General features: G+C 39.2%; 25 protein-coding genes. 4 read left to right on the forward strand and 21 right to left on the reverse strand.

Features of this window, described 5'->3' with window-relative positions; translation table 11 throughout:
- Positions 1–84 precede the first annotated feature (84 nt).
- The 9 genes from KO511_RS15550 to KO511_RS15590 form a co-directional block, all read right to left on the reverse strand.
- Positions 85–495: an MmcQ/YjbR family DNA-binding protein gene (locus KO511_RS15550; protein WP_215988328.1), complete on the reverse strand. Its 411-nt coding sequence runs from the start codon at positions 493–495 to the stop codon at positions 85–87.
- Between the two features lie 90 nt (positions 496–585).
- Positions 586–1,131 (reverse strand): AAA family ATPase, encoded by a 546-nt coding sequence (locus tag KO511_RS15555; RefSeq protein WP_215988329.1) that lies wholly within the window; start codon positions 1,129–1,131, stop codon positions 586–588.
- Positions 1,132–1,287: 156 nt separating this feature from the next.
- Positions 1,288–1,707: a GNAT family N-acetyltransferase gene (locus KO511_RS15560; protein ID WP_215988330.1), complete on the reverse strand. Its 420-nt coding sequence runs from the start codon at positions 1,705–1,707 to the stop codon at positions 1,288–1,290.
- A gap of 221 nt (positions 1,708–1,928) precedes the next feature.
- Positions 1,929–2,276: a PilZ domain-containing protein gene (locus tag KO511_RS15565; RefSeq protein ID WP_215988331.1), complete on the reverse strand. Its 348-nt coding sequence runs from the start codon at positions 2,274–2,276 to the stop codon at positions 1,929–1,931.
- Between the two features lie 185 nt (positions 2,277–2,461).
- Positions 2,462–3,334 (reverse strand): NAD(P)-dependent oxidoreductase, encoded by an 873-nt coding sequence (locus KO511_RS15570; RefSeq protein WP_215988332.1) that lies wholly within the window; start codon positions 3,332–3,334, stop codon positions 2,462–2,464.
- Positions 3,335–3,613: 279 nt separating this feature from the next.
- On the reverse strand, positions 3,614–3,838 hold the full coding sequence (locus KO511_RS15575) for a hypothetical protein (RefSeq protein ID WP_215988333.1): 225 nt from the start codon (positions 3,836–3,838) through the stop codon (positions 3,614–3,616).
- Positions 3,839–3,926: 88 nt separating this feature from the next.
- The gene (locus KO511_RS15580; protein ID WP_215988334.1) at positions 3,927–4,403 is read right to left on the reverse strand and encodes a Dps family protein; all 477 of its coding nucleotides are present in this window, start codon (positions 4,401–4,403) and stop codon (positions 3,927–3,929) included.
- Positions 4,404–4,543: 140 nt separating this feature from the next.
- A complete protein-coding gene (locus KO511_RS15585) occupies positions 4,544–4,891 on the reverse strand; it encodes a DOPA 4,5-dioxygenase family protein (protein WP_215988335.1) in 348 nt (115 codons plus the stop codon).
- 159 nt (positions 4,892–5,050) lie between these two features.
- Entirely contained in the window at positions 5,051–5,422 is a 372-nt protein-coding gene (locus KO511_RS15590) for a MarR family transcriptional regulator (RefSeq protein WP_215988336.1), read from the reverse strand.
- Positions 5,423–5,643: 221 nt separating this feature from the next.
- Here KO511_RS15590 and KO511_RS15595 point away from each other — a divergent pair, with 221 nt between their 5' ends.
- Positions 5,644–6,324 (forward strand): DUF2982 domain-containing protein, encoded by a 681-nt coding sequence (locus KO511_RS15595; protein ID WP_215988337.1) that lies wholly within the window; start codon positions 5,644–5,646, stop codon positions 6,322–6,324.
- 54 nt (positions 6,325–6,378) lie between these two features.
- On the opposite strand, the gene KO511_RS15600 is transcribed toward KO511_RS15595, so the two are convergent.
- The 9 genes from KO511_RS15600 to KO511_RS15640 all read right to left on the reverse strand — a co-directional run bounded on the left by KO511_RS15600 (position 6,379) and on the right by KO511_RS15640 (position 15,503).
- Positions 6,379–7,029 (reverse strand): MBL fold metallo-hydrolase, encoded by a 651-nt coding sequence (locus KO511_RS15600; RefSeq protein ID WP_215988338.1) that lies wholly within the window; start codon positions 7,027–7,029, stop codon positions 6,379–6,381.
- An 84-nt stretch (positions 7,030–7,113) separates the two neighbouring features.
- A complete protein-coding gene (locus KO511_RS15605; RefSeq protein ID WP_215988339.1) occupies positions 7,114–7,653 on the reverse strand; it encodes a DUF882 domain-containing protein in 540 nt (179 codons plus the stop codon).
- A 178-nt stretch (positions 7,654–7,831) separates the two neighbouring features.
- On the reverse strand, positions 7,832–9,385 hold the full coding sequence (locus KO511_RS15610) for a L,D-transpeptidase family protein (protein WP_215988340.1): 1,554 nt from the start codon (positions 9,383–9,385) through the stop codon (positions 7,832–7,834).
- A gap of 109 nt (positions 9,386–9,494) precedes the next feature.
- On the reverse strand, positions 9,495–10,577 hold the full coding sequence (locus KO511_RS15615; protein WP_215988341.1) for a DUF1513 domain-containing protein: 1,083 nt from the start codon (positions 10,575–10,577) through the stop codon (positions 9,495–9,497).
- Positions 10,567–11,583, reverse strand: coding sequence for an imelysin family protein (locus KO511_RS15620; RefSeq protein ID WP_215988342.1), 1,017 nt, complete (start codon positions 11,581–11,583; stop codon positions 10,567–10,569). Before KO511_RS15620 ends, KO511_RS15615 begins: the two co-directional genes overlap by 11 nt.
- A gap of 9 nt (positions 11,584–11,592) precedes the next feature.
- Positions 11,593–12,981, reverse strand: coding sequence for a di-heme oxidoredictase family protein (locus KO511_RS15625; protein ID WP_215988343.1), 1,389 nt, complete (start codon positions 12,979–12,981; stop codon positions 11,593–11,595).
- Positions 12,982–13,096: 115 nt separating this feature from the next.
- Complete coding sequence (locus tag KO511_RS15630; RefSeq protein WP_215988344.1) at positions 13,097–14,359, reverse strand: imelysin family protein; 1,263 nt, start codon at positions 14,357–14,359, stop codon at positions 13,097–13,099.
- 163 nt (positions 14,360–14,522) lie between these two features.
- Positions 14,523–15,119: a GTP cyclohydrolase II gene (locus tag KO511_RS15635; protein WP_215988345.1), complete on the reverse strand. Its 597-nt coding sequence runs from the start codon at positions 15,117–15,119 to the stop codon at positions 14,523–14,525.
- Positions 15,120–15,326: 207 nt separating this feature from the next.
- On the reverse strand, positions 15,327–15,503 hold the full coding sequence (locus tag KO511_RS15640; RefSeq protein WP_436840228.1) for a hypothetical protein: 177 nt from the start codon (positions 15,501–15,503) through the stop codon (positions 15,327–15,329).
- Positions 15,504–15,882: 379 nt separating this feature from the next.
- Here KO511_RS15640 and KO511_RS15645 point away from each other — a divergent pair, with 379 nt between their 5' ends.
- Positions 15,883–16,302 carry a BLUF domain-containing protein gene (locus KO511_RS15645; RefSeq protein ID WP_215988346.1) on the forward strand — a complete coding sequence of 140 codons (420 nt, stop codon included), beginning with the start codon at positions 15,883–15,885 and terminating at the stop codon, positions 16,300–16,302.
- Here KO511_RS15645 and KO511_RS15650 read toward each other — a convergent pair.
- Positions 16,299–17,210 carry a LysR family transcriptional regulator gene (locus KO511_RS15650; RefSeq protein ID WP_215988347.1) on the reverse strand — a complete coding sequence of 304 codons (912 nt, stop codon included), beginning with the start codon at positions 17,208–17,210 and terminating at the stop codon, positions 16,299–16,301. The two genes, KO511_RS15645 and KO511_RS15650, sit on opposite strands and share 4 nt — an antisense overlap.
- Positions 17,211–17,333: 123 nt before the next feature.
- Between KO511_RS15650 and KO511_RS15655 the strand changes: the two genes are divergently transcribed.
- Both KO511_RS15655 and KO511_RS15660 read left to right on the forward strand, forming a co-directional pair.
- Complete coding sequence (locus tag KO511_RS15655) at positions 17,334–18,389, forward strand: HlyD family secretion protein (RefSeq protein ID WP_215988348.1); 1,056 nt, start codon at positions 17,334–17,336, stop codon at positions 18,387–18,389.
- A 3-nt stretch (positions 18,390–18,392) separates the two neighbouring features.
- Complete coding sequence (locus KO511_RS15660; RefSeq protein WP_215988349.1) at positions 18,393–19,943, forward strand: DHA2 family efflux MFS transporter permease subunit; 1,551 nt, start codon at positions 18,393–18,395, stop codon at positions 19,941–19,943.
- A 41-nt stretch (positions 19,944–19,984) separates the two neighbouring features.
- Here the strand turns inward: KO511_RS15660 and KO511_RS15665 are convergent, their stop codons facing one another.
- On the reverse strand, positions 19,985–20,407 hold the full coding sequence (locus KO511_RS15665; RefSeq protein ID WP_215988420.1) for a GNAT family N-acetyltransferase: 423 nt from the start codon (positions 20,405–20,407) through the stop codon (positions 19,985–19,987).
- A gap of 29 nt (positions 20,408–20,436) precedes the next feature.
- Positions 20,437–20,937: a GNAT family N-acetyltransferase gene (locus tag KO511_RS15670; protein WP_215988350.1), complete on the reverse strand. Its 501-nt coding sequence runs from the start codon at positions 20,935–20,937 to the stop codon at positions 20,437–20,439.
- Between the last annotated feature and the right edge of the window lie 142 nt (positions 20,938–21,079).

Genomic DNA, 21,079 nt, shown 5'->3' on the forward strand with positions numbered 1-21,079 from the left:
TATAATTCGTGACAAGAGCCACTTATGAAAACTATATGTTAGTTTGAAACGGATGGAATAGATTCTACATAACTACAGAGAAAATTATTGCTTAGTTGACTGACTGTTCAACCCATTGTAGTTTCCGATACCAAGTGCAACATCGCCTGAGTCCGTTTTCAGGGTCTTATCTTTGCTCTTTAATACCATACGATAAGACTCCGTTATATAATGCTTTAGCTCGTCATCTCGATACCAAGTCGTATCAAGTTGCTGGATCCATTTCCCGCCACGGCTCGCCGCATGAGGGGCTGAAGAATAGCCTTTATGGCCTTTCAAAAATTCGTAATTTGAATCTGACGTTTTGAAACTAAAAGAAGGTTTACCACTGCGGCCTCTACCACCAATAGCAAACATTTTTTCGTTAATTTTCCATATATGGCTATTACCACCTTGAACGGCATATGTTGTATCCGGTAGCGAACGACAAAATGCATTAAACTGCTCATAATTCAAAGTAAATTCCTCTTCACTTAATAACTCACTCTAAGAAAAATGTGTAGCAAAAGCATTAAAGTGACACAGAGAGCTAAGAGCGATAAATACTTAAATTATCCCCCTGACAGACAATTGATTAATGATAAAATCTGCTCGCTCTTTTACTGATAGTTTTGGTATCTCAATCAATTGATAGCCAAAATTTCTGTATGCTTTTACCATCTCATGATACGTCTCAACCGCTTGACTAAAATCTTGCCTGCGCTCAGCATCATTGTCATAAATTTCCTCCCAAGGAGGAAATATAAAAACCTTTGGGTTATACATGAGTTCATTACATCGATTTATCAAATCTGTAGATAGGAAGATTTGCTCAAGTTGACTGTATCCGTAACAGTCTATGATGCTTCGATCATAAAATATTATGTTAGCGCCAGTGTGTTGGTTATGGTTAAGAATCTCCTGCGCAACCATTTGGTCGCGAAATGCTGTCTTGTCTTTCCATGGAAGCGCCATGCCACCTGATGCCGTCTGCTCTTGGATCACTTGCCGCCCTGATTCTGGTGCGCACTCATAACCCAAGCGATGTAAATACGTTAATACTGATGTTTTACCGCCACCTGGGCCACCTGTAAAAACAATTCGTTTATTCAAAATAATTTCCTCCCAAAATATTTGCGATCAATTATTTTTATAGAATGGAATACGATACTGAGATGTCCAAATTAAGCTTTAGATTAAGCACACTTTGCCCAAGTTTTAGCTTTTCAGTAATGACGAAATCTGTTACTAAACATAACTTTACATCTACTACAAATTGAACTGCATACAATAAAACTTGTCCTCCTCCTTCTCGACAATGAAACCTAATCGCTGATATAAATGATATGCAGGACTGATTTTAAACACTCTCAATCTAATTATGTTTGCACCAGTGGAAATAGCCAAACGTTTAACTTCTTCGAAAGCTGCCGCACCAATGCCCCTATTTTGATGGCTTTTATTAATTTGTAAATCTCGCAGATAAAAAATTTCAGAGTCTTGCTCTAGACGAATAGCCCCAATGAGTACTCTGCCAAACAAAATATCAATATTCTTTAAAGTTAAAATTTTCTGCTTTATGGTATCTAGATCCCAATCTATTTCATAATGTAAATAGTATGGTTGCATATTACTATAAGTTATCTCAGCAGAATTTTGCAGATCAGTCGTGTTCTGGAATGTAATCACTTGATTTCCTTATTAGTGCATATGGGTTAACTGCTGTTTAATATCTACATTTGGGAAAATGCAGAACTTCTATCCCACCATATTATTGTGATCAATGTAAAGGTACAATATTGAAAACTACCAACTGTAAATAGCCCATCAATGATGAGTTAACTTTTGTGAGTAATGTAGTCATTTGTAATATGAGAGAATGAAGCAGTTTTATACTGCATCATTCTTTTTTAGGAAGCAGCACGAACAAAGTGAGCCGGGTATTCTTGGCGAATGTGGCGTTGCTCTTCAACCATATTCTTGAAAGTAGGACCTTGCTTTAACTTGACAACCACTTCTCCATTGTCAAAACGCAACACAGCACCTTCAACATCTATTTTTGTACTACTATTCAGCTCAAGGGTACCCGACATTGAAAGACCTTTATACCAGTCAGTAAACATATTCATGACTACGCGTATACCACCTTCAGACACTTCAGTCACATAAAAAATCTGGTTATATAAACGCACACAAGGCCTAGCTTTCTTGGGGTACTTCAAGCGATAAAATTCACGTTTTTGCTCTAGTTCATTCATCTACTACCTCCTATCACTCTAGTAAATTAATCTTGTGGTCTTGTTTCCTAACTATATAGTCTCTTCATGCCATATTACTATTATCGACTACTATAGGAATAAGTTTAGCGCTTTTTAACTCTTACCATTCCCATAAATAAGCAATTATTAAATGAATAGTACAGTTCGATATTTTCAACATTTCACTACTTTTTATAAGCTTGGATCAAAACGGATGTATCCATTCGACCCAAACCCTGCTCTTGAAGCGAAGCATACATATCATCAACCTCTTTTGTCATTGGCAACATCAAACTCTTACTTTTCGCTTCATTTAAACAGATTCCGAGATCTTTTCGCATCCAATCAATGGCAAAACCAAAATCAAATTTTCCTTGTGACATAGTCACAGCACGATTTTCCATCTGCCACGACCCTGCTGCTCCGTGCTTCAATACATTGGCTACTTTTTCAATATCTAGGTCAGCAGATTGTGCAAGTTGAAGACCTTCACTCAACCCCTGTAAAATACCTGCAATACAGATCTGATTAACCATTTTACAACGCTGGCCTTGACCATTCTCACCTAGTAAAACCGCTTGTTTTGCGTATACATCAAATAATGGAGACACTATGTCAAATGCCTGTGGTTTACCACCGCACATAATCGTCAAAGAACCGTTTTCTGCACCAGCTTGGCCTCCGGACACGGGAGCATCGATGAAATACACACCTTTTTTGTCACAGGCATCAGAGAGTTCCTGAGCTAGTTCTGCTGAAGTTGTAGTGTGATCGACAAGAATAGTCCCTTGTTGCATTGCTGCGAGTACACCTTCATCACCCAAAACAACACTACGGACATCATCATCATTACCAACACAGACCGCAACAATATCACAACCTTCAGCTGCCGCGATAGGTGTCGAAGAAAATTCACCTTGATACTGAGCAACCCACTGTTCAGCTTTTGCTTGAGTTCGATTGTATACTCGCGTTTCAAAACCTGCATTAGCAAGATGGCCCGCCATCGGATACCCCATCACACCTAAACCAATGAACGCCACCTTTTTTACCTTCATTACTTCACATCCTAGTTTATTAACAAATTCAACTAATTGAGTATGATATCACATCAAGGCTTCTAGAAAAGATGAGAAAGATGAGAAATATAAGGGATATGCTGTATCCGAAGGTTTAATGATTACAAAATTAGGCAGAAATGATGTGGTAAAAGCTCACACTAACTATAGTAATATCTTAAAACCAGGCTGCGGTAAAATGTCTTGGGGCAACGTAACTGTTAAAGCCAATGCTACACATCGTAAATAAAAAAGCAGGATTTCCCTGCTTTTTTATCACTAATGAGGGAAATCACATGGGTCGTACCCAAACTCCGACTGCTGGTAAATATCTGATAGAGCTTTTTCTTTTCTCGGTTTAGCTGAACATTTTAAAGTTTTAGCGCTATCGAATTCCTGTGAATCTAGCGCTTTTTCATGTGCTTTGGCCGAACGAATAAACTCTTGGTTATTTAACGCCATTTGACGTAGGCGATTAACACGTTCAATAGTATCCCACAACATAATTCACCTCCAGTAACTGGTCATACATACAGTATATATATCTTCACCAACAACTCAAGAAAGAACTGATCACCTAAACAAATACATATTAGTGCATATAAGCATTAAACATCCACATTAATTTTTCTTGTTCACGAATATAATCACCCATTAACGCTGCAGTACCTTCGTCATCTGCATCTTCTGCTTGAGCTAAGATCTGACGCTGTTGGGTAAGTAGTGTACTAAAACCATGCACCAGACCACGAATACACTCTTTACCAGTTGTCGCATTCTGATGTTCTTTAATCTGACTTTTACTTAAATACTGGCTAAAACTATGATCTGGCGTAGAACCGATCGTTAGAATACGTTCTGCTAGCTCATCAATTTTAGTCTGAAGCTCAACATAAATTTCCTCAAATTTTTCATGAAGTTCAAAAAACTGTTGACCTTTAATATTCCAATGATAGCCACGTGTATTCATATAAAGCACTTGATAATGAGCCAACAAAGCATTTAACTCGTTTGCTAGTGCTTGTGATTTTTCGTTGTTTAGGCCAATTAAGTTTACTTGATTTGTCATAACCTATTCCTCATCAATCTATTAAATTACTTAGGCGTTTGCCTTTCTTTAAGTTCACTATACGCATTTCTTTTAGATTGATGTAAACATTCATATCTATAAAATTGATAGCTATAAGCTATCAAAGGTGAATTCGTTGATTAAGGGAGGTCAAGAGCCGTTAGATCAAGTTCAACCTCTTTTCCCATCCAATAGGCAAAGTCCGTATGGTCTTTAAAGTCATCCCCCGTAACTGCATGAATCAAAACTGATAAGTTACCACGAGCGCTATCTAACCAAGGGACAAATTCCTCAAAATCATCTTTACCAAAAGTGACGGAGAAACTCCACATAGTATGTGGCCCCACGAAATTGCGATTGAAACGTCCTATTGAAAAAATGAATTTTTGAGTAACTTGTGTTCGCAACTGAGCCGCAAAATCACTACTTTTTTCGTTAAAATAAATGTGGGCATGGTACAAGTGATGAATATTAGTTGGAAAAGTCATAGAGGTACTCACTCAATAGGTATATCCCCCCACTCTATCACAATATTTTTAAGCAAGACTATCAGACAAACTATCACAAGATTTCATTTGTTAAGAAACAAAAAAGCCTCGGAGTTATCGAGGCTATAATTGCAAAGCAAACAGTGTAACATTGCCGATTTAAACAGGTTTATAAATAACTTTGTTTCCGGCAAGTTGTTCTTTTGCTACTAAGTTTTCGTCTAATAGTTTTTTAAGGGCAGCAGACGCCCAAGAAGCCGCTTTTGCTTCTTCCTGACCAGCAGCAAGGCCAATACCTTTAGGGTTGATACCATCAAAGTTTTCAGCCACAATTTCTAAAACCTGTTGCTGTTTAGGTGTCAATGAAGCGTTCGCATCTGTACCTGCAACCGCTTTATTTTCTACAGGGGCGACTGCAATTTTTTTCTCGGCCAGCGGCTTATTACTTGTAAGCGTTTCTGTATTTACAGCCGTCTCTTTAATACGCTTTTGCAATTTCATTTGCACTTTGCGCTTATGAGCTAATCTCATTGAGTATCTCTCCATTTCACTGCATCAAGCACAGTGGTGAAAATTTTAATGGCGTTTTATAGCAAAAATCTAACGACATTTACAGTATCTAAGAAGGCTAATGGCGCAAAAATGCGTGATATACTGTGTTAAGACTACAATTTAATCAACACTAATTGTGATCTTTATTGTCCGCATTGAATATAGTTATAGTAGTTAGGTTTTTTTCTCGGGAATGGTTTATGGAAACACTACATATAACTCATCAACCCATTCAACTCTCTTCTCCATGGGCTAGGATTTTAGCTGCTGTTATTATAATCATTTTAATTTTTCTAGTCATGCTTTCACCAAATTTACAGCTAGCGATTCTTACATTGATTGCTATTTTAGTCTTACTTGGGCTCGCTCAGTGGCTTGTAATAAAAAGCACTGTTTCTTTTACCTTAACTGCCACTCATTTCCAACAACATTTATTCAAGGGGGGGTGGGTCGTAAAATGGAATAATATCCACAAAATCGGCATTTGCCATTATGACGATCATGGTTGGCAGCAACCACTACCATGGGTTGGTATTAGGCTTAAGCACTATTCTCCATATTTGAATAGCATATGCCCAAGAATAGCGACAGATATCCTTTTGAATCAACGTGCTTTGCTTTATATAGGCATGAAACAAAGCATACTCAATGCTCATTTTGAAGATATTGTACTGGATTCAAAGCCTTACAGAAATAAGCAAGGAAAAGAATATCGCGGTTTACAAGCAATGTTGGCAAACCGTATGAATTACCAGAGAAGCTACTTTGATTATGATATCTTTATTTCTGCTCAAGACTTAGACCGAACAGCTGAAGAGTTTGTTGGTTTGGCAAGGCGTTATATTGCATCAGCAGAACCTGAAACAGATAATACACCTTAGCCTTTAGTGGCATACTGACGTTCAACCTACCCAATGATTTGAAGCTGATACCTACTATGATAACTTATCTGCAACAAATGGATTGGACATACGCTCTTGACCAAAGGTCGACTCTGGTCCGTGACCTGGGACAAACCGAACATCCTTACCTAATGGCCATAGTTTAGTTTTAATTGAATTGATTAAAGTTTCAAAATCGCCTTTAGGAAAGTCTGTACGACCCACTGAACCATTAAATAGAACATCACCAACAAAAGCTAACCTAGCGATTTCATTGTGTAATACAACATGTCCCGGTGTATGCCCAGGTGTATGGTAAACATTTAACGATTCATGACCGAAACGTATTACGTCACCATCATTGAGCCATCGATTTGGCTCAAATGCTTGAGTTGGAAGAAACCCAAACATCTGACTTTGCTCTGGAAGACCTTGGAGCCAAAAATTATCATCTTGATGGGGCCCAACAATTTCTACCTTATCCAACCGTTTTGAAAGTGATTGTGTACCACCAACATGATCCAAGTGCCCATGGGTTAAAACAAGTTGGGTTACCTTGATAGCACGATCTTTTATCACCAACAATAACTGCTCAATATCTCCTCCAGGATCAACAACAATGCCTTCCATTGTCTCATCACACCAGACAATAGAACAGTTTTGTGAGAAAGAAGTAACAGGAACAACTTGGTACTTGAGGGACATAGCATAGCCTTAATCAATATTGAAACTGGCAAGACTATGACATTTGGTAAGGTTTTTGACAACCTTATGGCTAGAATCTACTGTCTACCAGTAGCGAACTGGTCCCGTATCTATGTGGATAAAATCACTTTTAGGATAGTAACCTACGCCACCTACTTTAAATTCCATTGCTACATCACGAACTTGTTTCAAATTGACACCCTCTAGGCGGAAATCAATTGCTTGGCCCAGCATGTGATAGCTTTTCTTAGCTACTCCATTGGACGATGAACGCAAAGCTTGGTTTGTTTTAGGTGAACGATATCCCGAGATAATTTGGACTTCACTGTTGACACCTAATTCAGATTGGATCAAGGAGATTAAATCGAATAGATTTTTATCCATCTGATGGACTTCATTTTGACGAAAATCTCGACAGATATTATCAAGGCGTCCTAGCTCATAATTAACATAATTATTACCATCAAAATAACAGCTTTCTAAAGCTTCACCTGTGTGAAGGTTGTTAAGTGCCAGAGTTCGAGGTTGATTGACACAAGCTGCCAAAGTAAGAGGCGGTGCGCAACTTGTCACAACAACACTACTACCAACAAATTTTATAAAATCTCTGCGGGTTAACTTCACAGGTAAGGCCCCTAACATCTTCAGTGAGTAAATTTTGAACGGCGACCATACCTAACAATAAATTGAAGTGCAAACTAGCAGAATAGCTATTTAGGGAGATGAAAAAAACACTTGGGGCTTAGTACCTGACTTGATTATAGAAAACAGCAATATGAAGAAATCTTATTTTTTGTTAAATTCAGCTTTTCCCATGGATTCGTCTATCAAAACGGTAAATATCGTCTCTGTACTGGATTTTACTACCATCTGACCAAGCGGTTTGATAAATGATATGTACTGGTACCTTTCGTTTAAGAGGGATAGACTGATTTGCCGCGAGTTCGTCTTCTTCAACTAAAGACATGTCTGCACCCTGGCTTTTAAGAAGGACTGAAGCAAACTGCTCAGCATTTTCGACTCGAACACATCCTGAACTAAATGCCCTACTCACTTCTTCAAATAATTCTTTGCTCGGTGTGTCATGCAAAAAAATGGCTCGTCGATTTGGAGTATTAAACTTATATAATCCTAGGGCATTATTGTCCCCCGATAGCTGTGTCATTTTATACGGAAAAGTACTTGGACGAAGATTTTGCCAATCGATTTCTTCTGGATTTATTAACTCCTTTGAACCCCACCTGGGAACAATGGTAATATTTTCTTTCACCAAATATTCCGGATCTTTTTTAATTCTAGGAATAATATCACGCACCATGATTCTCCATGGTACATTCCATGTTGGGTTTAAAATTAGCGATTCAAGTTCAATCGTCATCAAGGGTGTGGGTCTTCCTCTTCGCCCGACCACTACTTTGGATTCAAAGACCTCTTTGCCGGAAGACCAATATTTCATTTCAAAACCCGGAACATTGACAATGATAATATTGTCGAAATTGATTGGCCATAGACGGCTTCGCTCCGCATTAAGTGCAAGAATAGAGAGTCTTTTTTCAGGTGTTATATTAAGCCAGCGAAGTGTCTTTGAGCCAATAACCCCATCATCCTCAAGGCCATGAAGCCTTTGAAATTCCCTCACAGCGGACTCCAATGTTTCATCATACCAATCGATGTCACGACGAACTTTAGACAAATCAACATCCACCATTTCCATTCGAACAAGGAGTATCTCTCGATCATCTAATGGCTCACCAACTCCTCTCAAGCCCTCTTGTGTATAAATAGGTAAATCTAGTTTTGTAAACTTGACTACATGCAGGTAGCTATCGAGTAATTTTTGGTAATCAGAACTGTCTGGTGTGTACGCTTCTATTAATTCATTCAACTGTTGTTGTGTGATAGATTGAGTAACAACCTGCAATAGAGAACTGCTCAATCGGGGAAGAGGCTTATAGAGCATAGATTTGAAAAACCAATCATACCCTAGCAGTTTAGCCTGCTCAGCATAACTAATATATAGAAGTAGAGTGTCAGTGGCGAGAACATCATATTCATGCCAGCGATTACTCTTACGATAGTATTCCAAGTATCTAAGTTGCCGAGAAAAAAGAGGGCTAAACCCAGCACTTGCTATAACTTCCAACTGAAATTCAAGCCGAGTACTTTGCTGAAGGTCAAACCAGATGAAACGATTATTGTGTCCATGATATATATTTTCAACATCTTTAGAAAACTGTAGAACACGGAGGACATGGCTATCTTTTTCCAACCAACCAATACGTTCGAAGTAGTTAGCTGACAAAGCTTGAAATGGCATCAATATTAGCAGTAGTAATAAGGGGTACAGCCTAGCCATCTTACTCTCCGATTCCTTCATTTAGAATGAAAGTATGGCAGAGAAATAAGAGGCCAGTATGAAATATTGATAAGAAAGTTAATTTTTTCTGGCTATACAATAAGCTAGGTTACAAAATGAGTGACCAGTGATTATCCCATTGAATTTTAGAATGAATTTTCTTCTTTTTACCGGGAGAAGATTGAGTAACAACGCCACCAGTGCCTGAGCTTACTTGGAAATATCCTTCTTTGGCTATCACTCCTGAAGCATCAGGTAAAACATTCAGTTCTTCTAGTTGCCCAGTGTGCTTAGACCAAATTCCATAACAATTTCCTCGTGGAGAAGTCGCAAGAATCCATTGATCAGTAGCTGCAATACTTGCAATATAATGGTTAAACCTTGCCCACTGCTCTGGTTCTGCTGATAGAGCCTTCATTTGCCCTCCAGCAGTATGCATAGCCAATAGTGACGGGTATTCTTCAGGCTCACCTCTATATTGCTGTCCGCAAAGAACGGTTTTGTCTCCATCGTGAGCGAGATGGCGGATGCTCAAATGATGATCTGGCAAAGAGACTTGTTCAATCAATTCACCATTAGAATCCAGATAACTCAAGCTGGGATTCATTGATGATAGGTTTAGCGGACTTCGTCCATCGGTATGAACTCCCCCTACACCTATAGCAAGCTTATCATCAGGCATAACAATAACTTCATGAGGCCCAAGTCCAAAACCCGTGAACTCATCAACCTTATTATAACCCGCTAGTACATCATACACCCCGATAATACCTCGACTAGTACCTCTCTCACCTTCAGTTGCATATAACCACTGTCCATCATTCGAATACACTCCATGGCCATAATAGTGACGTTGAGGGCTTGCATATAAATGTGCAATCACTTCACCAGTCATATAATCAAAAACAACAAAATATTCACCGGGGCGGCGTGCAAAAGCAACTGCATGGTTCAATGTCTTATGAGTAGCCACACCATGTCCACGAGAAGGGAGTGGCAATTGTTTTAGCGGTAAACCTTGCTGGTCAGCTACCACTAGTGAGTATTTCCCTCTACCACGTAAAGCACAGCCAATAAGAGCTGGCTGTGCAGGTAAAGATTTTTTACTAGCACACCCAAGTGGTAGTATTGGTGTTGCAATACCCAATAATGCCGCTTTTAGTAAAGTTCGTCTCGTATTATCAGTCACCATCTGTCGCGTTAAACCCTATCACTACACCCAATTTAATGGCCACTTCTTCGTGGATCAGATATTTCAGCTGTTCTAGCTTATTGTACTGTGCATAAGCCTTGCGGTAGCCTTCTTTAGTTTGAAGTAAATCAAACAAACTACTATCAACTGGCCAGGTTTCCAAAGCAGTTGAAAAATGACGGGTGATACTGTCGGCTAATTGAGCATGTCCTTGCACACGCAGCATGTAGTCTAAACCATGGCCGTCAGATATATACAATGCTTGCATTGCCGCTATATTTGCTTTTAAATTTTCCATCGAAGTACCAGAACGCCAGGATTCTGCAAAATAAGGTCTGGGATTACCAAAGCTTGCAAGAGGCCTACTCATCTTTTTCATGCTGTACTCCAGTTGATTGGAGAGTAACGATATATATTCTGATGTCCAAGCTTGTTTATCCAAATCAGACCATGGATTTACGTCCCATGCCGAGGCAATCGCCTCGGCGTTGGTCGCAAGATTATTGGCAATGGCTATAGCAACTTCGCAGCTCTTGGGTGAAGAACCCAGATTGGAGTGTTTGTCATATAAAAGCCATTCAATTGAACCTAGCCCTTGTACAGTAACACTTTGCTGAGCAATATTATCTTGAGTCCAACTTTCTTTGCTGTTTAGCAATGTCATCATTTTACGACCAGTTGTATTTTTTTTATCAGGCCAGAACTGGATACTCCAACTTTTCTCAAGTGCGCGCTCTGGCCCCCTTTCTTGCCCTTGCAACGCCATCCAAGACAGCATAGTTTTATGCCATTGATCTTGAACCTCGTATATTTCAGCACCATGGCAAAAAGCCAGCATTTCACTTCGTAACTGTCTAGCTTGGTTCATAAAATTTTGTGCGGCAGCATACTCAACCTGGTAAACCTCTTTACTAGGATGTTCAACCTCAGATGCACCTAACATCATTTCACATCCAGACAACCCTGTTAGCGAAATGGCGATAACTAATAATGATAAGGGCTTCATTTCACTTCCTTATAATGAATTTAAAAATGCTATCAAAGCACCGCGTTGCTTTGGATTGAATGTCAGCACGACCTGTTTCGACGATTCGGCTTCTCCACCATGCCAAAGTACAGCCTCCATCAAACTGCGAGCTCTTCCATCATGAAGAAAATATGTATGCCCATTGACTTCATGCGTATAACCAATCCCCCATAGAGGTGCAGTTCGCCATTCTCTTCCATTAGCTAGATACTCAGGTCGATGATCGGCTAAACCCTCTCCCATATCGTGAAGTAGTAAATCTGTATATGGGTGGATCGTCTGATTAGACAATGCCGGCAAACCTTCACGCATTGTGGTGGTCACTTGACTTTTGTGACAACCATCACAACCCGCTTTAACAAATAGATTTTGTCCCAGTTTGACATTAGGCTGCTTCATATTCCTTCGAACTGGCACCGCAAGATGTTGCGTGTAAAACTCAACAAAATCAAGTATGTTATCACTTACTTCAGGATTGCCTCCATTGGGAAGCTCGGTACAAATAGTTTGCTTGGACGTACAGTTTTCATTTGGAAATAAGCGACTGGTTAAGCCGACGTCACCATTAAATGCCGCTGCATTTTGCTGCATCAAAGTAGGCTGACCTGACTTCCATCCAAACCTTCCAATTGAAAAATCATTTTTCTCTACATCCCAAACTTTATTGGTTTTGCCTGAAATACCATCATTATTTGCATCATGTTCATCTGCCCATGATATGAGAGTTTGTGCGGAAATACTCTCTAATAAACCCAGCCCAATCATTGGTGGTGCAACACGAGCTGAAAACTGTGTATCTGGATGCATCTCGCCATGACCAAGCTGTGTAACTTCTACATTCGGCTTGCGTAGAATGAGTTCAGTACCATCAGAAAAACGCACGGGAACATCGTCATAAGTAATTTTAATCTGACCTTCAGGTACTTGGTTTTGCAGCGCAAAGTCTTGAAGCTGCCCTCCATAAGTTGGCTCAGGGATAATACCATTCTCAATTAATGCTGCTTTCTGTTGTGCTGATATTGCAGGGACACTAAGTCTAATCAGCATTGAAACTGCATGGATATCTTCCTTCTCAGGAGGATGCCCCCTGCCATCTTTTATGTGGCAGTTCTGGCAGCCATTTGTATTGAACAAAGGGCCTAAACCATCTCTTGCATCTGTCGTCGCTGGTGCTTGAATCCAAGGGTTACGGAAAAAACTATTACCCACACTGAAATCGAGCCTTTTTTTAAGAGGGAGGTTAGATGCAGGAAGCGAAAATGCGTTAGAACCATTTTTTGTAACACTTGTGGCACCACCAGATTCTAATTCGTAAGCTGACACGCTAGTACTGATGATTGCCAAAACGGTTATCAAGGGCTTTTTATACAACTTCATACCAAAGCTTCTCAGGTAAATAGCACCACATATTTGAGAAAGATTCTCAATAAATGGCGATTTATAAAACAACAAAAGGGCCCTTAAAGAGCCCTTGGGTTAGAATTTTTCTTTTCTAGAATTCGTGGTCTGCCGTATCAGGGTTCAAACTGCTGATTCCAACAATTTTTGCAGCACGCTCAATCGATGCAGTTTGATCAACTAGAGACATAATCGTCTTATTAACTAATGCATTGCCTTTGACGTTATCAGCTGCGATCAATTGATCAAAATACTGGGCATTCTTTTCTGCAGACGTTACCAGCTCTCCCACTTGAGTACGTGTCGTATCAAACTGTTGCTGTATTTCCTTCGCGGCCTTCACGTCTTTTTGAGCAATAAGCTGTGCAATACTTGCTCCTGATAACTGAGAGCCATCTACGCGTTGGTATGAACCAGTGTAAACATTGTAAATACCTTGCTCATTATAGAAGTGTGAATTGTGAGTATTATCGGAAAAACAATCATGTTCATCTTCAGTCGAATTCGCTTCTAATGCCACTTTCATACGTTCACCAGCAAGTTCGCCCAAAGATAGTGAACCCATTCCAAATAGCATTTTACGTAAGCCATTGTTAGCAGATTCTTTCAGAAGCTGTTCACGGTAGTTACCTTTTACTTCAGCGGACCATTGCTTTTCCATCCATTCTAGGTCTTGTACAAGAAGGTCAGCCGTTGCTTTCAAATACTCGCCACGACGATCACAGTTGTTGTTGGTACACCCTTTTCCAACGACAAAATCTGTATATGCACGTTCACCAGCACCAGCGTTGTTGCCATTTAGGTCTTGTCCCCAAAGAAGGAATTCAATCGCATGATAACCGCTGGCAACATTGGCTTCAGAGCCGCCAATTTCATTAAGGTCAGCGATCGCTTCTGGCGTTAATTTATTGATATCTAATTGCGTTGCACCAATTTTAAGCGTTTTGTTGCCAACAATATTTGCACTCGCACCTTCGTTACCTAATTCATATTGATAATCAGTTGAAACATAATCGATAAGGCCTTCATCGAGTGGCCAAGCATTTAGCTGCCCTTCCCAATCATCAACAATCGTATTACCAAAGCGATAAACTTCTGACTGCTGGTAGGGAACGCGAGAATCAATCCATGCTTGTTTAACTTGATCTAATTTTTTTTGTGAAGGCGCCGCTAAAAAGGATTCGATAGACTTATCAAGCGCCTGCGCTGTTGTCAATGCATCAGAAAATACGGCATGGGCAACGTTCGCATATTGCTCAACAACCTGTTCTTTTGTTACATCTGCTGAGAAGACTGGGCTACTAGCAACAACAAGTGAAGTGACCACAGAACGGGCCAAAGGTGATTTTACATTCATTGAAAAGCGTCCTTGTTGAACTTAAAAAATTTCAAACTGCAAGTGCTAATTATTCTCATTTGCACTCATTGACGCAAATAATACAAACTTAGTTTTTTTTTGCAAGTAATATACAAAAAAGCCCCATTAGAATGAGGCTTTTATCAAGATAGAGTAAGGGGAATTACAATTTTAAATCATGGTTACCATGAGCAATTTTTGCCTCAAGGTAGTTCTTGTTACCATCTTTAACATGTGCTGAAGTATTAATTGACTGAGTCACATCAATTCCATGTTCTTGTAGCTCGCGAATTTTTTTTGGGTTGTTAGTTATCAGTTGAATACTAGTAATACCAAGTGCTTTAAGCATCTGCGCCGCTTCTGAGAAGTCACGTAAGTCATCACCAAAGCCTAAATGGTTATTGGCTTCATAAGTATTCATGCCTTCGCTTTGTAACTTGTAGGCATCTATCTTGTTATACAGACCAATCCCTCGCCCTTCTTGGCGTAGGTAAAGAATAATACCGCCTTCTTTTCCAAGTTTATTAATCGTTTCATCTAGTTGCTCACCACAATCACACCTGGAAGAATGGAATACATCACCAGTCAAACACTCAGAATGTATCCGAACAATAGGAGTGGATTGGGTCTTGTCGGATTGTTTGAATATGATTGCTACGTGTTCTTTATCAGTCTTAAGTCCTTCAAAAGATAAGAGTTCGGCCTCTATATCACTATTACTACCAACTTTAAAATCTACTCTGGCTCTAACTTCCGCCATAACCCTACTCACTTGGTTCATTATTATTTTATATTTCTATGGTGATAGAAACCTTACAGGTGACTAACTATGGGGATTTATTTGGTATAAATCAATGGTCAGCACTCTTTTGTTTTAATATAACATTTATAATTATAGGCAACAAAAAAACCCAGTGATTTTTATCACTGGGGTAAGATATTAAGTACAAAAACTGTCTAATTACATTTAGTGATTATGTGTTTTCTTCCATACGGACAGTTCTATCCACATATCTTCAAGCAGTTGTAATTCTTCTTCGGTTAGCAAAGAAAGTGTAGGCTTGGTCTGAGGTAAAGAGTAAGCCTGTAAGGCGCTAATCTGAGCATAAAACTCTTTTCGTAACTGAGATATGTTTGTATCCACTATGGCTCTCTAACTCTCTTAGCAGTAAATTTACATAAATTAATTACTGACGCTATGTGTATGAAAAATCATAACAAATATGTTAAACGCATCAAATTCAAAAGCTTCACTTTGCAATACAGTTCACATAAGATAATGGGTTTATATCTTGGGTATTCAATAAATTACTTGGGGTTAATTCAATTTTCACACCAAAGGCTATCGTTCGTAAACTTCCAGAATTTAGTATGACTCGATATCAAAATGTAAAAAACGACATTCAAATACTCCGTTAAACAAAATTAAAAAATAAAAACAAACAGCAAAACAAACAGCAAAACAAACCTTGTTGCATATAATATTAGCAGAAACAAATCATAAACAAAAAATGGAGTGTAAAATGTTCCTAGTAAGATTGGTCTATACGAGTTCTATTTCTGAAGGTGTAACAGAGTCAGACATCCAGAGTATCCTAAACACTGCACGTAAACAAAACGCAGCCATTGATGTCACTGGAGTACTACTCTTTAATAGAAATTACTTTCTTCAGTGCCTAGAAGGTTCGAGAGCACAAGTCAATAAGGTATATCACCAAATTCTTAATGATAATAGGCATGACAATATCGTGCTACTTGACTACTCAGAAGTCGCCGAACGTGAATTCTCTGATTGGAGCATGGGTTATATACCTGAGATGGCAACAACAAGACCGCTCACTCTAAAATACTCAGGCAGTTCAAGTTTCGAGCCATACAAAATGTCAGGTTCTAGCGCACATAAACTGTTATCCAGTTTAACAAAAGTCGTCACTGTAGTTTAAGTGCTTACGCTTATATCGCCCTTAAATGCTGCAAGTAGAAAATTGATAAATACTTCTTTACGTTTTGGCATCAACTGTCGATCAGTGTATACAAGGCTGACAGCGACCTCAGGCATTGTGTATGCCGGAAGTAACTGGATAAGCTTACCACTAGAGAAATGTTCCCGGCAGATAAATTCTGGTAGTACTGCGATACCAAGTCCATCAAGACAAGCTTTAAGACAAGCGGTAATGGTGTTGACACGTAAGCGGTATGGCAAATCAATCTGTATCGGCTCTTTACCTTCTGGAGAGATGAGATGCCACTTGGGTAGTTTTACTGCACGATTAAATACATCGACCATTTGGTGTGGCGAACAGAGACCTTGGTGTGACTGTATATGCCCATATTCTTCTAAGTATTCTGGGCTCGCAGCCAATACACGTTGAGATTTAGTTAAAGGCCTTGAAATTAAAGAAGAATCTTGAAGTTCACCGACTTGAGCATAGAGATCAATGCCCTCAGAAATCATATCAACTTCTCTATTCGATAGTTCCAGATTAATGGTAACATTAGGATATTGTTTCAAAAAAGCATTGATATATGAACCTAGCACCTGATGACCAAGCTCTAAAGGCAAAACAACCTTCAAAGGGCCTCGGATTAGGTTTTGGTGAGCAGAAACTTCCAGCTCAGCCTGGTTCAATATTTCTAGCATCTGCAAGCTGGATTGATAAAAGCGCTCACCTTCTGGGGTTAAGATTAAACTTCTCGTAGAGCGCGTCAATAGTCGCACACCCAAATGCGTTTCTAATTCAGCTAATTTTCTGCTCACGGTCGACTTTGTCATATCTAAAGCGTCAGCCGCATGTGTAAAGCTCCCACAATCGACAACTTGAGCAAAAACAGTTATAGCATTTAAATCCACTTATCCACCCCTCAGGATCAATTGGTTAAATTTTTGCAACAGTGTTTCTTTTTTTTCCTATCTTATCAATTAATCATTTTCATTTACAATTCAAAGCCGCAGAGATAACTAAAGAGGCATAGCATGTCAGGCTCAGATCACACCAAAGTTCAAAAAAAAAGTAATAAAGCACTGCTTATTGCAACGGCTGTTATGCTCATTATCGGATTACTCTGCGCTGGTTATTGGTTTGGGTATGCTCGGCATTTTGAATCAACCGACAATGCCTATCTCCAAGGAGATATAACGATAATTCGACCGAAAGTTTCCGGGTATATTGCAACGTCTTTTGTTAGTGATAATCAAAAAGTCAAAAAAGGTGATTTGTTAGTTGAACTTGATGCACGCGACTATGTTACTGAACTTGAGCAAGCAAAAGCGCATCTCGCTGTATCCAAGTCAAGCATTGATAACCTAACGGCCCAAAAAACATTACAAAAAAGTCAAATTCTTCAAGCTGAAAGCCGTGTAGATTCCGCTAAAGCTGAATATCAGCGTTCAACGCAACAAGTGGAACGCTCAAGAAGCTTGCTAACAAAGAATTATGCTTCTCAAGATGAAGTCGATGACATGATAGCTCAACAAAAAGTTGCACTTGCTGAACTTAATGAAGCCAATGCAAACTTAGTTTCAGCTCACGATCAACTCTTAGTGATTGACAGTGATATTCACCAAGCCGAAGCATCAGTAGTTGAATCTAAAATAGACGTTGACCGAGCTGAGCTAAATCTTAGCTATACAAAAATTTATGCTCCAGTCGCAGGCATAGTTGGCAAAAGAAGCATACGCCAAGGACTTCTTGTTCAATCAGGCTCTCCTTTGCTAAGTCTCGTACCTACAGGAAATATATGGATAGAAGCTAATTTTAAAGAAACACAATTAGGTGGTATACATCAAGGGCAAAAGGTCACCATAGAGTTAGATGCATTCCCTGAACAACGTCTTACTGGCTTTGTCGATAGCTTTTCTCCCGCTACTGGCGCAAAGTTTGCTCTACTTCCACCTGAAAATGCTACAGGAAACTTTACAAAAATTGTTCAACGAGTACCGGTAAAAATCACCATTCCTGATCAAAAAACATTAAAAGGACGTTTGCTACCAGGCTTGTCTGCTGTCACTACCATTGACACTCGAGGGTAATGTATGTCTGAATCGGTAACCGGAGCTAGTTCATACACCGAGAGTGAGGTCCCACTAAAAAATTGGATTGCTTTAATCGGCGGTTTGATCGGCGCTTTTATGGCTATTCTCGATATTCAAATAACTAATTCATCGCTGAAAGACATTCAAGGGGCTCTTTCTGCTACATTAGATGAAAGTTCATGGATATCAACCTCTTATTTAGTAGCTGAAATGATTGCCATCCCACTTAGTGGTTGGTTATCTCAGGTTTTGGGTAAACGTAGATACCTCACTTGGACAACTAGCATTTTTACTTTGTCATCGTTGTTATGTTCATGTTCTTGGAATATGACGTCCATGATCACTTTTCGCGCTTTGCAAGGCTTTAGTGGTGGCGCTCTTATACCATTAGCTTTCTCGCTAGTAGTTCAATTACTTCCACTAAATAAACGTGCAGTAGGCATGGCTTTATTCGGGGTTACGGCGACATTTGCGCCAGCTATTGGGCCAACATTTGGTGGCTGGCTAACGGAAAATCTTTCTTGGCATTACATTTTCTACATCAATGTCCCACCGGCATTCATTCTTATAGTTATGATACGTTATGGATTGGATGATGAAACGTGTGATTTTTCAACCTTTAAAAAAGCAGATTGGTTTGGCATAGCAACAATGGGAATCGGATTAGGCTGCCTAGAAGTCGTGCTCGAAGAGGGTAATCGAGAAGAATGGTTCAGCTCTCAGTTTATTATTGCCTTGAGCGCTATCTCAGCTGTCAGTCTCATCTATTTTGTGATCAATGAACTCCAGCATGAAAAGCCGCTTGTTAACCTGAGGTTACTGCGGGAACGTCAGTTTGCACTATCATGTATTGCCTATCTAATTTTAGGGATGGCACTACTTGGATCGATTTATGTTTTGCCACTCTATTTGACTCAAGTTCAGCAATATAATGCTATGGAAATCGGCCAAGTCCTTATGTGGATGGGTTTCCCGCAACTACTATTTTTCCCTTTGGTGCCTAAACTTACACAAATTATTAAACCAAAATTTTTAGTTACCTTTGGCTTTATTATGTTTGGCTTAAGTTGCTACGTTAACACCCATATGACTATCAATTTTGGTGGTCAGCAACTTATCTTGTCAATGCTTTTGAGAGCTGTAGGAAGTCCATTCATTATGGTCCCTCTCTCTTTGGTCGCAATGAAAAATATCGGCCATCATAATACGTCTGATGCATCGACATTAACTAATGTAATGCGCAACCTCGGAGGTGCTTTTAGCATAGCCTTTATCGCAACTCTACTGGATAACAAAACCCGTGAGCATTTATCCCACATAAAAGAGTCCCTACCCTATGTAAGCTCCACAGCATGGGATGCACTTCGCGAGCAACAAGCATATTTCATTCAATCTGGAAGTGACGCCGTAACCTCACTACAACAAGCAGAGTCCGTGCTGCTTAACACTATGCAGCGTGATGCTGCAATTATGGCGTATAATGACGTGTTCTTAATGATGAGCGTTTTTTTAGCTTTAGCTGCTGTACTAATGCTTAGTATGAAAGATTAGCTTGGAAAACTTGCACCAAGCTATAACCTATATTTTACTTCCTATAACTCCAATAAGGAGAAATGATGACTGGCTATGTTAAATCCATTACATAGATAAAACCTGTGTGCAGGATAGCGCTGCACACCAGAGTCTAAATGGAGCTGCACGCAGCCATTCTCCCTAGCATGCTCCTTCAACCAATCCAATAAGATTTTCCCCGCTCCTCTAGAACGATAAGCGCTATTAGTTATAAGATCATCGATATACATATACTTACCCCATGCCAGCTTTTCACCAATACAAAAGCCTGCGACAGCAATGACCTCATCTCTTAACTTTACATAAGCCACTTGAAATCCATTCTGTTGTTGTTTCTGAACCTGAGCAGATAGAGTGTCTAAATTATAGTTATTTCTAAGTTGCAACAATACCTCTAGTGCTTTTACATAATCTGGACCATTTTCTAATAATCGAACTTGCATGCTATCTTGGTTTATTCCTGTTATTAACATTACTTATTCTCTAATTTGGCATACATTATATGTTGAGGGCCAGCGTCGCCGCCAAGATATAACTCCTCGGTATCTGAGAAGCCACCTTTTTGATAACATGACTTAGCTGCTGGATTTTTGCAGTTTACAGTCAAATAAACACTTTTATATTCAGGGTAATTGGTTTCAAGGTATGGCAGTAATTCTTTAACCACTTGAGTACCTATCCCTTTCCCTTGAAAGTTGATATCAATAGCAAAAGCTTTTAAACCTAAGCCATTATTAGGGCAAAATGAAAAACTTCCAGAATATGCAGTATCAATTTTAAAAAAGCCTATAATGATATCGTTATTCTTTATGACGTGAAGATATGTAGTGTCGTTACCTCCAACAAGAAAACCTTTAGCCGTTCCTGCATACTGAACTTGTTCATCCGTTATAGTTATCTTGTTAACTTCATTACTTTGAAAAATATAAAACTTATCGACCGATATATTGTTCTCTAATATATTACCTGCCATTTTTAATAGCATTCCTTGCATATGTATTTATATCGTACTTATTATGCAGTACAAACAGCATAAGAATCAATATAATATGTATTTCATCGAGTATAATATAAGGTATAGTTGAGTTTAAAGTCGGCTAAAGTGATGGAAAGCT

Origin of the sequence: Vibrio hepatarius, assembly GCF_018860525.1 — a bacterium.
Taxonomy (GTDB): domain Bacteria; phylum Pseudomonadota; class Gammaproteobacteria; order Enterobacterales; family Vibrionaceae; genus Vibrio; species Vibrio hepatarius_B.